Origin of the sequence: Streptomyces sp. NBC_00341 (assembly GCF_041435055.1) — a bacterium.
In the GTDB taxonomy this organism is placed as follows: domain Bacteria; phylum Actinomycetota; class Actinomycetes; order Streptomycetales; family Streptomycetaceae; genus Streptomyces.
The window spans coordinates 110,778-131,158 of the sequence record NZ_CP108003.1; the positions used below are offsets into that span (position 1 = coordinate 110,778).

Consider the following 20,381-nt stretch of genomic DNA (forward strand, 5'->3'; position numbering starts at 1 on the left):
GGTCGCACGCGGCCGGAGTCCTCGGACACGCGTCGCCGGACGCCATCGAGGAGGGGCGGCCGCTGCGCGACCTCGGCTTCGACTCGCTGCTCGCGGTGGCGTTGCGCAACGCCCTGCGCACCGCGACCGGCCTGAAGCTCGCGGCCACGCTCGTCTTCGACTATCCGAACGTCACCCGGCTCGCGCGGTACCTGCAAGGGGCGCTCTTCGGCGACGGGGCGGCCGCCGAGCCGCGGACCGTACCGGTCGCTGTGGGCCCGGCCGACGACGACGCCGTCGCGATCATCGGGATGGGCTGCCGCTTCCCCGGCGGGATCGCCGGGCCCGAGGACCTGTGGCGCCTCGTCACGGCGGGCGACGAGGTCCTCAGCGACTTCCCCGACAACCGGGGCTGGGACCTCGGCCGGCTGTTCAGCTCCGACCCGGACGACGAGGGGCACTCGTACGTCCGCTTCGGCGGATTCGTGCAGGACGCGGGCTCCTTCGACCCCGCCTTCTTCGGCATCTCGCCGCGCGAGGCCCTGGCGATGGACCCGCAGCAGCGGCTCCTGCTGGAAACCACGTGGGAGGCGATCGAGCACGGTCGCATCGACCCGCACAGCCTGCGCGGCACCGCCTGCGGCGTGTACCTCGGCGTCGGCAACGGCGGCTACGGCAGCGGCCTGCGCCGACTGCCGGAAGGCATGGAGGGCCACCTGCTCACCGGGACGGGCCCCAGCATCGCCTCCGGGCGGATCTCGTACACCCTGGGACTGGAGGGTCCGGCGGTCACCCTCGACACCGGATGCTCCTCGGCGTTGGTGGCCCTCGACCTCGCGGCCCGGGCGCTGCGGTCCGGCGAGTGCTCGCTGGCCCTCGCGGGGGCGGCCTCGATCGCCTCGGTGCCGGAGAGTTTCATCGCCTTCAGCCGCCAGCGCGGCCTCGCCGAGGACGGCCGGTCCAAGGCCTTCTCCGACGACGCCGACGGCATGGGCCTCTCCGAGGGTGTCGGCCTGCTCCTGGTGGAGCGGCTGTCGGACGCGCGCCGCAACGGCCACCGCGTACTGGCGGTGGTCCGGGGCAGCGCGGCGAACCAGGACGGCGCGTCGAACGGTCTGACGGCGCCCAACGGCCCGGCGCAGCAGCGGGTGATCCGCCAGGCACTGGCCAACGCCGGACTGACCTCCGCCGACGTCGATGTCGTGGAGGCGCACGGTACGGGTACCTCGCTGGGTGACCCGATCGAGGCGCAGGCGCTGCTGGCCACCTACGGCCAGGACCGCCCGGAGGACCGGCCGCTGTGGCTCGGCTCCGTCAAGTCCAACCTCGGCCACACCCAGCTCGCCGCCGGTGCGGCGGGCGTGATGAAGATGGTCCTCGCCCTCCAGCACCGGCTGATGCCCAGGACGCTGCACGCGCAGAACCCGTCGTCCCGCGTGGACTGGTCCGAGGGCGCCGTGGAGCTGCTCTCCGAGGCGCGGGAGTGGCCGCGTGGCGAGCGGCCGAGGCGCGCGGGCGTCTCGGCGTTCGGGATGAGCGGGACGAACGTTCACCTGATCCTGGAAGAGGCGCCCGAGGAGGCGGAGGCCGAGCAGACGGCCTCCCGGGCCCCGGTGGTGGTGCCCTGGATTCTCTCCGGCCGCAGCGCCGATGCCTTGCGGGGTCAGGCCGAGGCGCTGGGTTCGCTGGCCGAGACTGCCGATCCGGTGGGTGTCGGGTGGTCGTTGGTGTCGTCCCGGGCGCGGTTCGAGCATCGGGCGGTTGTGGTGGGGGAGCCGGTGTCCGCTCTGGCCGCGTTGGCGGCGGGCGAGCCCGCCGGGCAGGTGGTGTCCGGGGTTGCGGGCCCGGTGGGCCGGACGGTGCTTGTGTTCCCTGGTCAGGGGGCGCAGTGGGCGGGTATGGCGGTCGAGTTGGCGGAGTCGTCGCCGGTGTTCGCGGCGCGGCTGGCGGAGTGTGAGTCGGCGTTGTCCGTCTATGTGGACTGGTCGTTGACGGAGGTATTGAACGGGGTGCCGGGTGCGCCGTCGCTGGATGCGGTGGATGTGGTGCAGCCGGTGTCGTTTGCGGTGATGGTGTCGTTGGCGGCGTTGTGGCGGTCGTTCGGTGTGAAGCCGGCTGCGGTGGTGGGGCATTCGCAGGGTGAGATCGCTGCCGCGTGTGTGGCGGGGGTGTTGTCGCTGGAGGATGCGGCGCGGGTGGTGTGCTTGCGGAGCCGGGCGATCGCGGCGGTGGCGGGTGCGGGCGGTATGGCGTCGGTCGCGGCGTCGGTGGAGCGGGTGGAGGAGCTGCTCGGGCCGTGGGCGGGCCGGGTGTCGGTGGCTGCGGTGAATGGTCCGTCGCAGGTGGTGGTCTCGGGTGAGGCCGTGGCGCTGGACGAGCTGGTTGCCGAGTGCAAGGGGCAGGGGTTGAGGGCGCGGCGGATCGCGGTGGATTACGCCTCGCACTCGGCTGCGATGGATGTGCTGGAGGCCGATCTCGCGGTCGAGCTGGCCGGGATCTCCCCGCGTGCGGGTGACATTCCGCTGCTGTCGACCGTGACGGGTGAGCTGGTGGACGGCTCGGAGATGGATGGCGGGTACTGGTTCACGAACCTGCGCTCGCGAGTCCGGTTCTCCGAGGCGATCGAGAAGCTGAGTGGAGAGGGTTACGGCGTCTTCGTCGAGGCCTCCTCGCACCCCGTACTGACCGCCGCCGTCGAGGAGATCGTGAACACCGGCGTCGTCACCGGTTCGCTGCGCCGGGATGACGGCGGTCTGGACCGGTTCCTGGCCGGGGTGGCAGAGCTGTGGGTGCGCGGCGTGGACGTCGACTGGTCGGCCGCCTTCCCCGACGGCGCCCGGCCCGCAACCGTCGACCTGCCCACGTATGCCTTCCAGCGCGGGCACTACTGGCTGGAGGACGAGGCCACCGGCACGGTGAGCGAACAGGGCCTGGCCGACACCGAGTTCTGGGCGGCCGTCGATCGTGACGACGCGGAAGGGCTCGCCGCCACTCTCGGTGTCGAGGATCCCGCCCCGATCGAATCACTGCTGCCCGCGCTCTCCGACTGGCGCCGTCGCCGCCGCCAGGAATCCGAGGTGGACTCCTGGCTGTACGACGTTCTGTGGCAGCCCCTCCCGCACAGCGCCGCACCGCGTATCGACGGCGCCCGGTGGCTGCTGCTCGTCCCGGCCGGCGGGCACGCGTGGGCGGCCCCCGCGAGCCGGGCGCTCAGCTCGCTCGGCGCCGAGGTCCGGGTGGCGGAGGCTGACGGGACCGACCGTGCAGAACTCGCCGCGCGGCTGCGCGAAGCCGGTGCGGACAGCACCGGTGTGCTGTCCCTGCTCGCGCCCGGCCCGGAAGCCGACCTCGACCGGACCGTGCTGACCGTCCAGGCACTCGGGGATGCGGGAATCACGGCGCCCCTGTGGCTCGCCACCCGGGACGCGGTCTCCGTCGGGCCCTCCGACCGGTCCGTCGAACCGGACCAGGCCCTGGTGTGGGGGCTGGGGCGGATCGCCGCCCTGGAGTACCCGCAGCGGTTCGGCGGCCTGGTCGACCTGCCGGCCGAGCCGGACGCGCGAGCGGCAGAGCGGCTCGTCCGGGCGCTGACCGCGCCCGACGGGGAGGACCAGCTGGCCGTGCGGGCGGGCGGCGTCTACGTACGCCGGCTGGCACGCAAGCCGCTGGCCGCCCTGTCCCCCGTACGGAACTGGAAGCCCACCGGCACCGTGCTCGTCACCGGTGGCACCGGCGGTGTCGGCGCGGAGTTCGCCGCCTGGCTGGCGTCCAACGGTGCCGAGCACCTGCTGCTGACCAGCCGCCGGGGCGAGGACGCCCCGGGTGCCGCGGAACTGACGGAGCGGCTGACCGGGCTCGGGGCGCGGGTGACGATCGCGGCGTGCGACGTGTCCGACCGCGAGGCGCTGCGCCGGGTACTCGCCGGCATTCCGGCCTCGCAGCCGCTGACCGGTGTGGTGCACGCGGCAGCCGTACTCGACGACTGCCTGCTCGACGAGCTGACCCCGGAGCGGGTCCGCACGGTGCTGCGGCCCAAGGCGACAGCGGCGCACCACCTGCACGAACTCACCAGGGACGCCGGCCTCGACGCCTTCGTCCTGCTGTCCTCGATGGCCGGCACACTCGGCGGACCGGGCCAGGGCAGTTACGCGGCGGCCAACGCCTATCTCGACGCGCTGGCCCGGCTGCGGCGTGCCGAGGGACTCCCGGCCACCTCGCTGGCCTGGGGCGCCTGGGACAGCGTCGGGCTCGCCGTGGGTGAGATGGGTGAGCGGCTGAGCCGCAGCGGAGTGGCTCCGATGGCACCCGAAGTGGCGCTCCGCGCGGTGCAGTACGCCCTCGATCACGATCTGGCCTACCTCATGGTCGCCGATCTCGACTGGCGGGTGTTCGGGCCGAACTGCACGGCCGGCCGTTCCGGGCGGGTGCTCGACAGACTGCCCGAGGCGCTCCGCACCGAGTCGCCGGAGTCCGCCGGAGAGAAGGAAGAGGCGGGCTTCGCCGGCACCCTTGCCGGGCGTGCGCCGGCCGAGCGGGAGCAGTTGCTGTCGACGCTGGTGCGCACCCAGGCGGCGGCGGTGCTCGGTCTGACCGGGCCCGAGACGATCGACCCCGACCGGGCCCTGCGCGAGCTCGGCTTCGACTCGATCACCGCCGTCGAACTGCGCAACCGCCTCAACTCGGTCACCGGACTGCGGCTGCCGGTCACCGTCGTCTTCGACCACGTGGCCGCCGGACCGCTGGCCCGCTACCTGGACGGAGAACTGTTCGGCGAACAGTCCGGCGGGGCGTCCGCCGCCCTCGTGACCCCCGGCGCGCAGCCGGCCGCCGCGGTGGCCGGCACCGATGACGACCCGGTCGTCATCGTCGGGATGGGCTGCCGCTTCCCGGGCGGCGTCCAGACCCCCGAACAGTTCTGGGACCTGCTGTCCGAAGGCGGCGACGTCGTCTCGGACTTCCCCACCGACCGCGGCTGGGACCTCGAAGGGAACTTCCACCCGGACCCGGACCACTCGGGCACGTACTACACCCGGGGCGGTGGCTTCCTCCAGGACGTGGGCGAGTTCGACCCGGTGTTCTTCGGCATCTCGCCCCGGGTGGCACCGGCCATCGACCCGCAGCACCGACTGCTGCTGGAAACCTCGTGGGAGGCGTTCGAGCGGGCCGGGATCGACCCGGCGACCGTGAAGGGCACCCCGGTCGGGGTGTTCGTCGGCTCCAACTACAACGACTACGGGCACCGGCTCCTCGGCACACCGAGCGAGTTCGAGGGACAGCTCGCCACCGGCAGCGCGTCGAGCGTGACCTCGGGCCGGGTGGCGTACACCTTCGGTCTCGAAGGGCCCGCCGTCACCGTGGACACCGCGTGCTCGTCGTCGCTGGTCGCCCTGCATCTGGCCGCCCAGTCCGTCCGATCCGGTGAATGCGCCATGGCGCTGGCCGGCGGCGTCACGGTGATGTCCACCCAGGACACGTTCATCGAGTTCAGCCGCCAGGGCGCGCTCTCGCCGGACGGGCGCTGCAAGGCGTTCTCCGCCGAGGCCGACGGGGCGGGCTGGGCCGAGGGCGTCGGCATGCTCCTGGTCGAGCGGCTGTCGGACGCACGACGCCACGGGCACCCGGTGCTCGCGGTGGTGCGGGGCAGCGCGGTCAACCAGGACGGCGCGTCGAACGGGCTGACCGCGCCCAACGGGCTCGCCCAGCAGCGGGTCATCCGGCAGGCACTGGCCAACGGAGGACTGAACACCGCCGACGTGGACCTGATGGAGGCGCACGGCACCGGCACCTCGCTGGGCGACCCCATCGAGGCGGACGCGCTCCTCGCGACCTACGGGCAGGGGAGGCCCGAGGACCGGCCGCTGTGGCTGGGATCGGTGAAGTCGAACATCGGCCACACCCAGGCCGCTTCTGGCGTGGCCGGAATCATCAAGACCGTCCTGGCCATGCGGCACGACACCATGCCGGGCACGCTGCACGTCGCCCGGCCCACACCGCACGTGGACTGGTCCTCGGGTGCCGTGCGGCTGCTGACCGAGGCCCGTGCCTGGCCGGAGGGCGACACACCGCGTCGGGCGGCGGTCTCCTCGTTCGGCGTCAGCGGCACCAACGTCCACATGATCATCGAGCAGGCTCCGGCGCCGGTTCCGGCTCAGCCGGAACTGCCCGCGCCGGTGTCCGGCGGGGCGAGTGGTACGGACAGCGCAGGACGGCTCCCGTTCACCCTGTCCGCCCGCAGCGCCGCCGCGCTCACCGCGCAGGTGGAGAACCTGCTCGGGGTGCTCGACAGCCGGCCGGACACCGACGTCGCGGCCATCGGCCGCGCGCTCGTGGCTCGCTCGCGCTTCGAGCACCGCCTGGTGACCTGGAGCAGTGACCGCGACGGGCTGCGCGAGCAGCTCAACGCCTGGATGGACGGGCGCACCGCGGCACCCGCGGCGGACGGCACCGCGAGCGGCGGCCGTACCGCGTTCCTGTTCTCCGGACAGGGCGCCCAGCGGCTCGGCATGGGCCGCGAGCTCTACGGCACGTTCCCGGTGTACGCCGATGCGTTCGACGAGGTCTGCGCCCACGTGGACCTGGAGCTGCCGAAGCCGCTGCGTGACATCGTGTTCGCGCCGGAAGGCAGCGCGGAGGCCGCGCTGCTCGACCGCACGGAGTACACCCAGCCGGCACTGTTCGCGGTCGAGGTCGCCCTCTTCCGGCTCTTCGCCTCGTGGGGTGTCACGCCCGACTACCTGATCGGGCACTCCATCGGTGAGCTGGCCGCCGCCCACCTCGCCGGAGTCTTCACCCTCCCCGACGCCTGCCGCCTGGTGGCGGCGCGCGGCCGGCTGATGGGCGAAGTGCCCGAGGGGGGCGCGATGGCCGCCCTGGCCGCCGCAGAGGAAGAGGTGATCCCGCTGCTCACGGGCCGGGAGGACCGGATCGGCGTGGCCGCGGTCAACGGCCCGGATGCCGTGGTGGTGTCCGGTGACACCGCCGAAGTCGACCGGGTGGCCGCGCACTTCGCGGAGATCGGTCGAAAGACTAGGCGTTTGCGGGTCAGCCATGCGTTTCACTCGCCGCATATGGATGTGATGCTGGAGCGCTTCTCCGAGATCGTCCGGGACATTCCGATGTCGCCGCCGACGATTCCGCTGGTGTCGGACGTGACGGGTGAGACCGCCACGGCCGCACAGCTGTGCACGCCCGAGTACTGGGTGGCGCAGCTGCGCGGGACCGTCCGGTTCGCCGACGGCGTCCGCTTCCTCGCGGACGCCGGAGTGACCCGGTTCCTGGAGATCGGCCCCGACGCCGTGCTGTCCGCGATGACCGCGGACAGCCGTGCCGAGGACGCCCCCGGTGTGGTCGTGCCCGCGCTGCGCCGTGGCCGGGACGAGACCGGGGCCGCACTCGGGGCGCTCGCCCAGCTGTACGTGCACGGCGGCAGCTGCGACTGGTCGGCGTTCCTGCCGGACACCGCACCGGCCGAGCTGCCCACCTACCCGTTCCAGCGGCAGCGCTACTGGCTGGACGCACGGCCCGCGGGCGACGTACGGGAGGCCGGGTTCGACACCGCGGACCATCCGCTGCTCGGCGCGGCGGTGCAACTCGCCGACGGCGACGGCGTCCTGTTCACGGCCCGGCTCTCGCACCGCCGCCACCCCTGGCTCGGCGACCATGTCATCGCCGGCCGGGCGGTACTGCCCGGCACGGCGTTCCTGGACCTCGCCGTCCGGGCCGGTGACCACGTCGGCTGCGGCGGCATCGGCGAACTGACCCTTCAGGAGCCGCTGGTGCTCCCCGGGAGCGGGGCGGTCCAGGTCCAGGTGCGGGTGGGCGCCGCCGACGACGACGGCATCCGGCCGATCGGCGTGTACTCGCGCCCCGACAGCGAAGGCGCCGACGGACGGTGGCAGCGGCACGCGGGCGGAACCCTGCTGCCCCAGGCCCTGCCCGCCGAGCCGCTCCCCGCGGCCTGGCCGCCCGCGGACGCCGACCCGGTCGACCTGACCGGCCTCTACCCCCGGCTGGCCGAGGCGGGCAGCGAGTACGGTCCGGTGTTCCAGGGTCTGCGCGCCGCCTGGCGGCGGGGATCCGAGATCTTCGCCGAGGTGTCCCTGCCCGACGGCACGGACGCGACCGGCTTCGGGCTCCACCCGGCGCTCCTGGACGCCGCCCTTCAGGCGGTGTCCCTGGGCACGCTCGGGGACGAGGGCCGCAGCGTGATGCCCTTCTCCTGGCAGAACGTCACCCTGCACAGCACGGGCGCGACGGCCTTGCGGGTGAGGCTCGCGGACACCGGTACGAGTACGGTGTCCGTCCAGGCCTGGGACACGGCCGGTTCCCCCGCCGTGTCCGCCGGCTCGCTGGCGTTCCGGCCGGTCGCCGGCGCCGAGCCGGGCCGCCCGCGCACCGAACTGCTGCTGCGCACGGAGTGGACACCCGTCCCGGTCCCGGCGGCGGACCCGCAGGGCCGCACCTGGGCGATCGTCGGGTACGACGCGTCGCCCGGTCCGACGGCCGCCCTCACCCGGGCCGTCGTACTCGACACCTACGCGGCACTGCCGGACCTGGCCCAGGCCGTCTCGGCGGGCACCGCCGTCCCCGACCGGGTCCTCGTCGCCGCACCGTCTTTCGACGGCGACCCGGCGGGCGCCGCCCACTCGGCCGCCCACTGGGCCCTGGAGCTGGTGCAGAGCTGGCTCGCGGACCAGCGGTTCACCGGATCCCGGCTGGTCTTCGTGACGCGGGGCGCCATCGCCGTCGACTCCGGCACGGAGCTGACCGACCTGCCCGTCGCCACGGTCCACGGACTGGTCCGCGCCGCGATCACCGAGCATCCGGGACGCTTCGCACTCCTGGACGTCGACGGCCACGACATGCCGGCCGCCGCGCTGGCAGCCGTGCTCACCGGCGACGAACCCCAGACGGTGCTGCGCGACGGCACCGCGCGCATGGCCCGCCTGGCCCGTGTCCGCGCCGGTCAGGAGCCCGCCCGGGAACCCGTCTGGAACCCCGCCGGAACGACACTGGTCACCGGTGCCACCGGCACGCTCGGCCGGCTGGTCGCACGGCATCTCGTCGCCGAGCACGGCGTACGGCAGCTGCTGCTGGTCAGCCGCAGCGGCCCCGACGCGGCGGGAGCGGCCGAACTGCGGGCCGAACTCACCGCGCTGGGAGCCGAGGTGACCTTGGCGGCCTGCGACGTGGCGGACCGTACGGCACTGCGCCGGCTGCTCGACGGCATCCCCGCCGCACACCCGCTCACCTCGGTCGTGCACGCGGCCGGTGTCGTGGACGACGGAGTGGTCACCGGGCTGACCCCGGAACGGGTCGACGGCGTGCTCGCGGCCAAGGTCGACGCCGCCGTCAACCTGCACGAGCTCACCGCGGACCTGGAGCTGAGCGCCTTCGTGCTGTTCTCCTCGGTGGCCTCGACGTTCGGCGGGGCGGGCCAGGCGGCCTACGCCGCCGGGAACGCCTTCCTGGACGCGCTCGCCGGCCACCGCCGGGCCCGCGCACTGCCCGCCGTGTCCCTGTGCTGGGGGCCGTGGGCCGAGGCCAGCGCCATGACGGGCAAGCTCGGGGCCGCGGACCACGCACGATTCGCCCGGGGCGGCATGGCATCGCTGTCCTCGGCCGAGGGACTGAGCCTGCTCGACGCCGCCCGCGGCATCGACGAGGCGGTCCTGGTGCCCGTACGACTGGCCCTCGCCCCGCTCGACGACATGGACCCGGACCAAGTGCTGCCTCTGCTGCGCGGCCTGGTGCGGGGCAAGGCACGGCCGGCCGCCGCGCAGGCGGGCAGGCCGGCCGCCGCAGCCGCCCCGGAGGACCGCTTCGCGGGAATGTCCGGGCCCGGACGCGGACGCGCCCTGCTGGACCTGGTCCGTGACGAGGCGGCCGTGGTCCTCGCGTACTCGGCCTCCGAACGCGTCGACGTGGAGCGCGGATTCCTCGAAATGGGCTTCGACTCCCTCAGCGCCGTGGAACTGCGCAACCGGCTCGGCAAGGCGACCGGCCTCACCCTGCCGGCGACCCTGCTCTTCGACTACCCGACGCCTGCCGGGCTCGCCGCGCACCTCGACGAGGTCTTCCCGTCGGACAGCGAACTCGTACTGGCCCCGCTCCTGGTGGAGCTGGAGAAGCTGGGCGCCAACCTGCCCGACACGACCGCCGACGACGAGCTGCGCGGCCGGGTCGAGAACCGGCTGCGGGACCTGCTGGCCAGGGTGACGGGTCCGGCGGCCGCTCCGACGGCGCCGGACCCGGCGATCGACGACCTCGACGGGGCCTCCGACGACGAGATCTTCCGGTTCCTCGACGGGCTGGAGCCGTGAGCGTGCGAATGGGGGAGCAGGACGTGCATCAGGCCAGCTGGTCCGGACGAGGGGGAGACCGATGAGTCCCATGAACGAGGAGCGGCTGCGCGAATACCTGAAGAGGGCCACCGCCGATCTGCAGCGCACCCGTCAGAAACTCGCCGAGCACCAGGAGAAGAGCTCGGAGCCGATCGCGATCGTCGGCATGAGCTGCCGGCTGCCCGGCGGGGTCACCTCGCCCGAGCAGCTGTGGCAGCTCGTCGCCGACGGCACCGACGCCGTCTCGGAGTTCCCGGACGACCGGGGCTGGGACCTGCGCTCGCTCTACGACCCGGACCCCGACCAGCCGGGCACCTGCTACTCGACACAGGGCGGCTTCCTGCACGACGCCACCCGGTTCGACGCCGAACTCTTCGGCCTGAGCCCCCGCGAGGCACTGGCCACCGACCCGCAGCAGCGACTCCTCCTCGAAGCCTCCTGGGAGGCGCTGGAACACAGCGGGATCAGCCCGACGTCGCTGCGCGGCAGCCGTACGGGCGTGTACGTCGGCGTGATGTACAACGACTACGGATCCAGGGTGCGGCAGCCGCCGCGCGGCCTGGAGGGCTACATAGGCAACGGCAGCTCCCCGAGCATCGCCTCCGGCCGCATCGCCTACACCCTCGGCCTCGAAGGGCCCGCGGTCACGCTGGACACGGCGTGCTCCTCCTCGCTGGTCGCCCTGCACCTGGCCTGCCAGTCCCTCCGGTCGGGGGAGTGCACCCTGGCTCTGGCCGGCGGTGTGACGGTCATGTCCACACCGGTCACCTTCGTGCAGTTCAGCCGGCACCGGGGCCTGGCGCCCGACGGACGCTGCAAGTCCTTCGCCGACGACGCCGACGGGACGGGCTGGTCCGAGGGCGTCGGCCTGCTCACCCTGGAACGCCTGTCGGAGGCCCGCCGCAACGGCCACCGCGTGCTGGCCGTGATCCGCGGCAGCGCCATCAACCAGGACGGCGCCAGCAGCGGCCTCACCGCTCCCAACGGCCCCTCCCAGCAGCGCGTCATCCGCCAGGCCCTGTCCAACGCCGGCCTCACCCCGGCCGACGTGGACGCCGTCGAGGCGCACGGCACCGGTACCCGGCTCGGCGACCCGATCGAGGCGCAGGCGCTGCTCGCCACCTACGGCAAGGACCGCCCGGCGGGCCGGCCGCTGTGGCTCGGATCGCTCAAGTCGAACCTCGGCCACACCCAGGCCGCCGCCGGCGTCGCCGGTGTGATCAAGATGGTGCAGGCGATACGGCACGGCAGCCTGCCGAAGACCCTCCACGTGACCGAGCCCTCCCAGCACGTCGACTGGTCCGCCGGTGACGTGCAACTGCTCACCGAGGCCCGGCCGTGGCCCGAACCCGACCGCCCCCGCCGGGCCGGCGTCTCGGCGTTCGGCGTCAGCGGCACCAACGCCCACCTGATCGTCGAACAGGCCCCGCAGGAGGAGCCCGCCGCCGCGACGCAGGACGGTCCGCCCGCAGGCCCCGCGCCGCGCATCCTCCCCGTGATCCCCTGGGTGGTCTCCGCGAAGACCCCCGAAGGCCTCGCCGCCCAGGCCCGCAGGCTGCTCCCCGGCACCGCCGGGCACGCCCCCCAGGACATCGGCCACGCACTGGCCGTCACCCGGGCGCCCCTGGAGCGGCGCGCGGTGGCGGTGGGCACCGGCCCGCAGGAACTGCTGGCCGCGCTCACCGCCATCGCGGACGGCGAGAGCACCGGACCCGGTGTGGTCACGGGACAGCCCCTCGGCGGCCCGGTCGCCTTCATGTTCAGCGGCCAGGGCTCCCAGCGGACCGGGACGGGCCGCGAGCTGTACGCCGCCTACCCCGTGTTCGCACGGACACTGGACGAGATCTGCGCGCACTTCGACATCGGTTCCGGCACCCCGCTGAAGACCGTCATGTTCGAGGACACCGGCCTGCTGGACCGGACCGAGTACACCCAGCCCGCCCTGTTCGCCCTCGAAGTGGCCCTGTTCCGGCTGCTGGAGTCCTGGGGTGTGCGGCCCGACCACCTCATCGGCCACTCCATCGGGGAACTCGCCGCCGCCCACGCCGCGGACGCGCTGTCCCTGCCGGACGCCTGCCGGCTCGTCGCCGCCCGTGCCCGGCTGATGCAGGCCCTGCCGGCCGGCGGCGCCATGCTCGCCCTGCGCGCCACCGAGGCCGAGGTCACCGGGCTGCTCGGGGACCGCGTCTCGATCGCCGCGATCAACGCCGCCGACTCCGTGGTCCTGTCCGGCGACGAGGACGAAGTGCTCCGCGTCGCCGCCGGGTTCCCCGGCCGCGACACCCGCCGCCTCACCGTCAGCCACGCCTTCCACTCCCACCGCATGGACGGGATGCTGGCGGAGTTCCGCGCGGTCGCCGAGACCGTCGAGTACCGCAGGCCGGCCGTCCCGGTCGTGTCCAACCTGACCGGGCGTCCCGTCGAGGAGTTCACCGCCGAGCACTGGGTGCGGCACGTACGCGAGGCGGTCCGCTTCGCCGACGGCATCGACCGGCTGCGCGCCCTGGGCACCGAACGGTTCGTCGAACTCGGCCCCGACGGACCGCTGTGCGCGGCCGTCGCCGGCGGCCGGCCCGGCCCCGGCCTCGTGCGGCCGCTGCTGCGCGGCGCCCGGCCCGAACCCGAGACCCTCACCGAGACCCTGGCCATGCTCTGGGCCTGCGGCGGCCACGTCGACTGGTCCGCCTTCTACGAGGGCACCGGCGCCCGCCGCCCCGAGCTGCCCACCTTCGCCTTCCAGCACCGGCGCTTCTGGCTGGAGGCGCCCTTCCCGCACCGCGACACGACGACCGGTCACCCCGTCCTCGGGGCCGGAGTCGAACGCGCCGACGCGGACGGCTTCGTCTTCGACGGCGAACTGTCCGTCGCCACGCACCCCTGGCTGGCCGACCACCGCGTGGCCGGTCACATCCTGGTGCCCGGCACCGCCTTCCTCGAACTCGCGCTGTCGGCCGGCACCCGGATCGGCTGCCCCCGCGTCGACGAACTCGTCCTGGCCGAACCACTGGTGCTGGAACCCGCCGACCGCGTCACCCTGCAACTGGTGATCGGTGCCGCGGACCCCGCCGGCCGGCGCGCCGTCACCGGCTACGCCAGGCCGGAGACGGACACCCCCGGCCGGCCGTGGACCCGCCACTTCACCGGCACCCTGACCCCGGCACCCGGCCCCGCGGACATCGGAGCCGGGCCCGCCGACTGGCCGCCGCCGGGCGCGACCCCCCTGGAGACCGGGCACCTCTACGACGAACTGGCCTCGGCCGGACTGGAGTACGGTCCGCTGCTGCGCGGACTGCGCGCCGCCTGGCGGCTCGGCGACGAGATCCACGCCGAGGTCGAGCTGCCCGAGTCCCGGCACATCGAGGCCGAACGGTTCGAACTGCACCCGGCCCTCCTCGACGCCGCCCTGCACGCCTCCGCGCTCGGCGCCGACACCTCCGCCGCCGCGGTCCCCTTCACCTGGACCGGCGTCAGCGTGCACACCCCGGGCGCCACCGCACTGCGCGTCACCCTCAGCCCGTCCGGGCAGCGCTCGCTGAGGGTGACCGCGACCGACGCCGCCGGGACGCCCGTCGTGTCCGTCGAATCGCTGCTGGTACGCCCGCTGCCCGGGGAACGGCTGCGCGCACTGCCGCGCCACCGCGACACCCTGTACCGCGTCGAGTGGCCGGAGGTCCCCGCCGGACCCGCCCCGGCCGGTGAACCGCCCGAGGTGATGGACCTGCCGGGCGGCCCCGCGCTGCCGGACGACCCGCACGAGGCGCTGCGCGAGGCCCTGCACCGCACCCTCGCGATCCTGCAGGACCGGCTCGGCGGACCCGAGCCCGTGGACGGGACCCCGCTCGTACTGCGCACCCGCGCCGCCGCCCGGCTGCCCGGCGAGAGCGCGCAGGCCGACCCGGTCGCCGCCGCCGTCCAGGCCCTGGTGCGCTCGGCGCAGTCGGAGAACCCGGACCGGTTCGTCCTCGTGGACGTCACCGACGACGGCCCGCAGATCCCGGTGGCGGCACTCCCGTACGACGAGCCGTCGCTGCTGTGGCGCGACGGCCGCTGGTACGCGCCCCGCCTCGCCCGGCCGGAGCCCCGCACCGAAGAGCCGGCGTCCCCCTTCGGGGCCGACGGAACGGTCCTGGTCACGGGAGCCACCGGCCGGCTCGGCCGCGCCCTGTGCCGGCACCTCGTCGAGCAGCACGGCGTCCGGCACCTGCTGCTGACCAGCAGGTCGGGGCCGGACTCCCCGGACGCCGACGAGCTGACCTCGCTGGACGCCGAGGTGCGGCTCGCGGCCTGCGACGTCTCGGACCGGGACGCCCTGGCGGCACTGCTCGACACGGTGCCCGCCGCGCACCCGCTGACCGCCGTCATCCACCTGGCGGGCATCCTCGACGACGGCATCATCCAGTCGCTGACCCCCGGGCGCATCGACGCCGTACTCGCCCCGAAGGTCTCCGGGGCGCTCAACCTCCACGAGCTGACCCAGGACCTGCCCCTGACCGCGTTCATCCTGTTCGCCTCGGCCGCCGGCACCTTCGGCGGCCCCGGCCAGGGCAACTACTCCGCCGCCAACGCCTACCTCGACGCCCTCGCGGAGAACCGCCGCCGGCAGGGGCTGCCCGGCCTCTCCCTGGCCTGGGGCCTGTGGGAGGGCCAGGACGGCATGGTCGGCGGCCTCAGCGACGTCGACCTGCAGCGCGCCGCCAGCATCGGTGTCCTCAGCCTGGGCGGCCCCGAAGGACTCGCCCTGTTCGACACGGCCCTCGGCAGCCCCGAGGGCAACCTGGTGCCCGCCGCCTTCGACTTCCCCGTCCTGCGCGGGCAGGACGGCAAGCAGGCCATGCACGCCCTGCTGCGCGGCCTGGTACGCCACCAGAGGCCCGCGACGGCCCCGGCGGCCCGGCCGGTCCGCACGATCGACCTGGTCCGCAGCCGGGTCGCCGCCGTACTGCGGCACTCCTCGACGAGCGCCGTCGACCCCGACAAGTCGTTCTCCGAGCTCGGCTTCGACTCGCTGATGGCCGTCGAACTGCGCAACACGCTCAGCGAGCAGACCGGCCTCAGACTGCCCGCGTCCGTCATCTTCGACCAGCCCACCCCGGCCGCGCTGGCCGGCCACCTGGAGTCGATGACGGCGGGCCCGACGGCCGCGCCCGCCCCCGGCGCCACCCCCGTCACGGCGGCCGGCGCCCCCGACGACGAGCCGATCGCGATCGTGTCCATGGCCTGCCGGCTGCCCGGCGGGGTCGAGACACCCGAACAGCTGTGGGAGCTGGTGCTGCGCGGCGACGACGCTGTCGTACCGATGCCGGAGGACCGGGGCTGGGACCTCGGCGCGCTCCTCGACCCGGACGCCGACCGGCCCGGCACCAGCTACGCCTCCGAGGGCGGATTCCTCGTCGGAGCCGACCGGTTCGACCCCACCCCGTTCGGGATCTCGCCCCGCGAAGCCCTCGCCATGGACCCCCAGCAGCGCCTGCTGCTCGAATCGTCCTGGGAGCTCTTCGAACGGGCCGGGCTCCCCGCGCGCTCCCTGCGGGGCAGCAGCACCGGCGTGTTCATCGGCCTGATGTACACCGACTACTCGGCCCTGCTGCACGGCCGCGCCCACGATCTGGAGGGCCACCTCGGCACCGGCACCGCGGGCAGCGTCGCCTCCGGCCGGCTCGCCTACACCTACGGACTGGAGGGCCCGGCCGTCACCGTCGACACCGCCTGCTCCTCCTCACTGGTCTCCGTGCACATGGCGGTCGCCGCACTCCGCTCCGGCGAGTGCTCGCTCGCCCTGGCCGGCGGCACCACCGTGATGTCGACGCCCACCGTGTTCCAGGAGTTCAGCCGCCAGCGCGGACTCGCCACCGACGGCCGCTGCAAGCCGTTCGCGCAGGGCGCCGACGGCACCGGCTGGGGCGAGGGCGCCGGACTGCTGCTCCTGGAGCGGCTCTCCGACGCCCGCCGCAACGGGCACACCGTCCTCGGTGTCGTACGCGGCTCGGCCGTCAACCAGGACGGCGCCTCCAACGGGCTCACCGCCCCCAACGGCCCCTCCCAGCAGCGCGTCATCCGCCAGGCGCTCGCCAACGCCCGGCTGGACGCCGCGGACATCGACACCGTCGAGGCGCACGGCACCGGCACCCCGCTCGGCGACCCGATCGAGGCGCAGGCGCTGCTCGCCACCTACGGCCAGGAACGGGCGGACGACACCCCGCTGCTGGTCGGCGCCCTCAAGTCGAACCTCGGGCACACCCAGGCCGCCGCCGGTGTCGCCGGGATCATCAAGACCGTGCTGGCGATGCGGCACGGCGTACTGCCCAGGATCGTGCACCTGGACGAGCCCTCGTCCAGGGTCGACTGGGAGTCCGGCGCCGTACGGCTGCTCGACCGCAACCAGGACTGGCCCGACACCGGACGGCCGCGCCGCGCCGCGGTCTCCTCGTTCGGCATCAGCGGCACCAACGCCCACGTCATCCTCGAACAGGCACCTGCCGAGCCCGCGTCGGCCGCCCGTCCGGACCCGGACCGCACGCCGCCCGCCGCCGTCGCCTGGACCCTGTCCGCACCGAGCGAACCGGCCCTGCGCGCCCAGGCGGACAGCCTGCTGCCGGCCCTCCAGGACACCGCACCCGTGGACGTGGGCCTGACCCTGGCCACGGTCCGGTCGGCCTTCGAACACCGCGCGGTGATCGTCGGCGCCGACCGGGGCGAACTCCTCGACGGACTGCGCGCCCTGGCCGCGGGCGAACCCAGCGCGCACGTCGTCGAGGGCGTCGCCCGTCCGCTGAGCCGCCCGGTGTTCGTCTTCCCCGGCCAGGGCTCCCAGTGGGCCGGCATGGCCGCCGAACTGATCGACACCTCACCCCGGTTCGCCCGCAGCATCGCCCGCTGTGAGGCCGCGCTGGCCGAGTTCGTCGACTGGCGGCTCACCGACGTGCTGCGCGGCGCACCGGGCGCCCCCGGCCTCGACAGCGACGACGTCGTGCAGCCCGCGACGTTCGCCGTCACCGTGTCACTGGCCGAACTGTGGCGCTCCTGCGGCGTCGAACCGGCCGCGGTCGTCGGCCACTCCCAGGGCGAGATCGCCGCCGCCTGCTTCGCCGGAGCGCTGACCCTGCGCGACGCCGCCCGCGTCGTATGCCTGCGCGGCCGCGAGGTCACCGCACTCGCCGGGCTCGGCGGCCTGCTCTCGGTGGCCGCCCCGCAGGCCCTGGTCGAGGAACTGCTGCGGGCGTACGAGGGCCGGCTGCACATCGGCGCGGTCAACAGCCCGCGCGCGGTGATCGTCTCCGGTGACGCGGACGCGCTGCGGGAGTTCGCCGCCGCCTGCACGGACCAGTCCATCCGCACCAGGACCGTCCCGATCAACTACGCCTCCCACTCCCCGCACGCGGACGCCGTCGAGGACCGGCTCGCGGAGGTCCTCGCGCCGGTCACGTCATCGGCGCCCGACGTGCCGTTCTTCTCCACCGTGACCGCCGACTGGGCCGACGGCCCGGTGTTCGACGGCTCGTACTGGTTCCAGAACCTGCGTCGGCCGGTGCGCTTCGCGGACTCCGTCCGGGCGCTCGCCGAGGAGGGCTACGGACCGCTGATCGAGGTCAGCGCCCACCCCGTGCTGACCGCCGCCGTCGAGGAGACCCTCGCGGACCGCGACGACGTGGCCGCCCTCGGCTCGCTGCGCCGCTTCGACGGCGGACTGGCCCGCTTCCTGCGGTCCGTCGGCGAGGCCCATACGGCGGGCGCGGCCGTCGACTGGACCCGGGTCTTCGAGGACACCGGCGCCCGGCGCATCGACCTGCCCCCGTACGCCTTCCAACGGCGCCGCTTCTGGCCGGAGTTCGAGGAGATCGTGGCAACGGTCGCGGATCCGGCCGAGGCCGAGTTCTGGCGGGCCGTGAGCGACCAGGACCTCGACGCACTCACCGAGCACACCGGCATGGCACGCTGCGAACTGGCACCCGTGCTGCCCGCCCTGTCCCGCTGGCACACCGGACGCCGGCTCCGTACCACGCTGGACGACTGGCGCTACCGCACCCAGTGGGAGCCGGTGGCGGCGGGCCCGGACGCGCCGCTGTCCGGGAGCTGGCTGCTGCTGCGGCCCGCCGGAGCCCACGACCGCCTCGTGGACGCCACCGCCCGCGCACTGCGGCAGGCGGGCGCCGACGTCATCGACGTACCGGTGGACACCACCGGAAACGGCACCGCCGGAAGCGATACTGCCGGGGGCCGGAGCTCCTCGCTGGCCGAGCGGATCACGGCAGCCCTCGACGGCCGGCGCCCCGCCGGAGTGCTCTGCCTCACCGGCCTCGACGAGACCCCGCACCCCGACCACCCCGCGATGACCACCGGGCTCACCGCCGTCCTCGCCACGGTCCGGGCACTGACCGCGCTGGACCTGGACGCCCCGCTCTGGCTGGGCACCACGGGCGCGGTCGGCACCGGCCCCGCCGACCCGCCGCGCCACCCGGCACAGGCACTGGTGTGGGGCACGGGCGTGGTCATCGGCCTCGACCTGCCCCGCCGCTGGGGCGGACTGCTCGACCTGCCGGAGGAACTGGACGCCGACAGCGCCCGCCACCTGTGCGCCGTCCTCGGCGGCACCACCGGCGAGGAACAGCTGGTGATCGCCCCGTCCGGGATACTCGCCCGCCGGCTGGTCCGCGCGCCCGCCGACGGCGCGGCGACGCCCTGGCAGCCGCGCGAGACCGTGGTGATCACCGGCGGCACCGGAGCCCTCGGCAGCCGCCTGGCCCGCTGGGCCGCGCGCTCGGGCGCGGACCGGGTCGTCCTGGTCAGCCGGCGCGGAGAGGCCGCGGACGGCATGCCGGAACTCATCGACGAACTCGTCGACCTGGGTGCCGACGTCGTCATCGCCGCCTGCGACCTGGCCGACCGGGCCGCCCTCGGCGACCTGTTCGCCAAGATCGGCACCGACGGTCCGCCGATCCGCGCGGTCCTGCACGTCGCCGGCACCAGCGGACGCGAGGTGCCCGCAGAGGAGCTGACCCCCGCCGAACTGGCCGCCGTACTGGGCCCCAAGGTGACCGGCACCCGCAACCTCGCCGCCCTCACCGAGGACCTCGACCTCGACGCCTTCGTCCTGTTCTCCTCCGGCGCCGGCACCTGGGGCAACTCCGGCCGGATCGGCTACGCGGCCGCCAACGCCCACCTCGACGCGTTCGCTGCCGAACGACGGGCGGCCGGACTGCCGTTCCTGTCCCTCGCCTGGGGCGCCTGGGACGGCGGAGGCATGGTGGACACCGACACCGCAGCCCATCTGCACCGGCTCGGCAACCGGCAGATGGACCCCGACCTGGCCGTCGCCGCCCTCGCCGACGCCGTCGGCCGCCAGGACCACAACCTGGTCATCGCGGACATCGACTGGCAGGCCTTCGCCCCCGCATACAGCGCCGCCCGCTCCAGGCCGCTGATCCTCGGCGTGCCGGAGGCACGACAGGCACTCACCGGGTCCGAGACACCCGCCGCCGAGAGCGACGCCGTGACCGGACTCGTCCGCGAACTGTCCGCACTCGACGACACCGAGCGGCAACGGCTGCTGCTCGACCGGATCCGCCGTGAGGCGGCGGTGGCGCTCGGACACGAATCGGCCTCCGAGCTGCTGTCCGACCGGTCCTTCCGGGACCTGGGCTTCGACTCCCTGACCGTGGTGACCCTGCGCAACCGGCTGTCCGCGCTCACCGGTCTGCAGCTCCCGACCACCCTGGTCTTCGACCACCCCACCTTCCCGGACCTCACCCGCTACCTGACGACCCGCCTGTTCGGCGCCGACAGCGAGGCCGCCGCGCAGAGCCCCGAGGAGGAGGCCACCTGGTCGGCCCTGCGCGCCATCCCGCTGAGCCGGCTGCGCGAGACCGGGCTGCTCGACGCCCTGCTGGAACTGGCCGCCGCCCCGCAGCAGGCCGACGCCCCGGACGCGGACACCGCGGCCGACACCGCGGAGCGCATCGACGACATGAACGTGGCCGACCTCGTCGAGCTGGCACTCGGCACCGACACCCATGTACAGGAAAGCTGACATGACCGCACCTTCGGACAAGATCGTCGATGCCC

General features: G+C 74.3%; 2 protein-coding genes (1 of these 2 only partly in view). Both read left to right on the forward strand.

Annotated features, from left to right (window positions below):
• Nucleotides 1–10,301: the 3' portion of a type I polyketide synthase gene (locus OG892_RS39305; RefSeq protein WP_371631791.1), read on the forward strand. Its footprint begins 8,881 nt before the window's first position; only the last 10,301 of its 19,182 coding nucleotides appear in the window; the start codon falls outside the window, past its left edge; it ends in the stop codon at nt 10,299–10,301.
• 61 nt (nt 10,302–10,362) lie between these two features.
• Nucleotides 10,363–20,346: a type I polyketide synthase gene (locus OG892_RS39310; protein ID WP_371631792.1), complete on the forward strand. Its 9,984-nt coding sequence runs from the start codon at nt 10,363–10,365 to the stop codon at nt 20,344–20,346.
• Nucleotides 20,347–20,381: the final 35 nt, after the last annotated feature.

Coding starts and splice junctions, on each gene's coding strand:
- OG892_RS39310 (WP_371631792.1), top strand. CDS start 10,363: ATGAGTCCCATGAACGAGGAGCGGCTGCGCGAATACCTGAAGAGGGCC.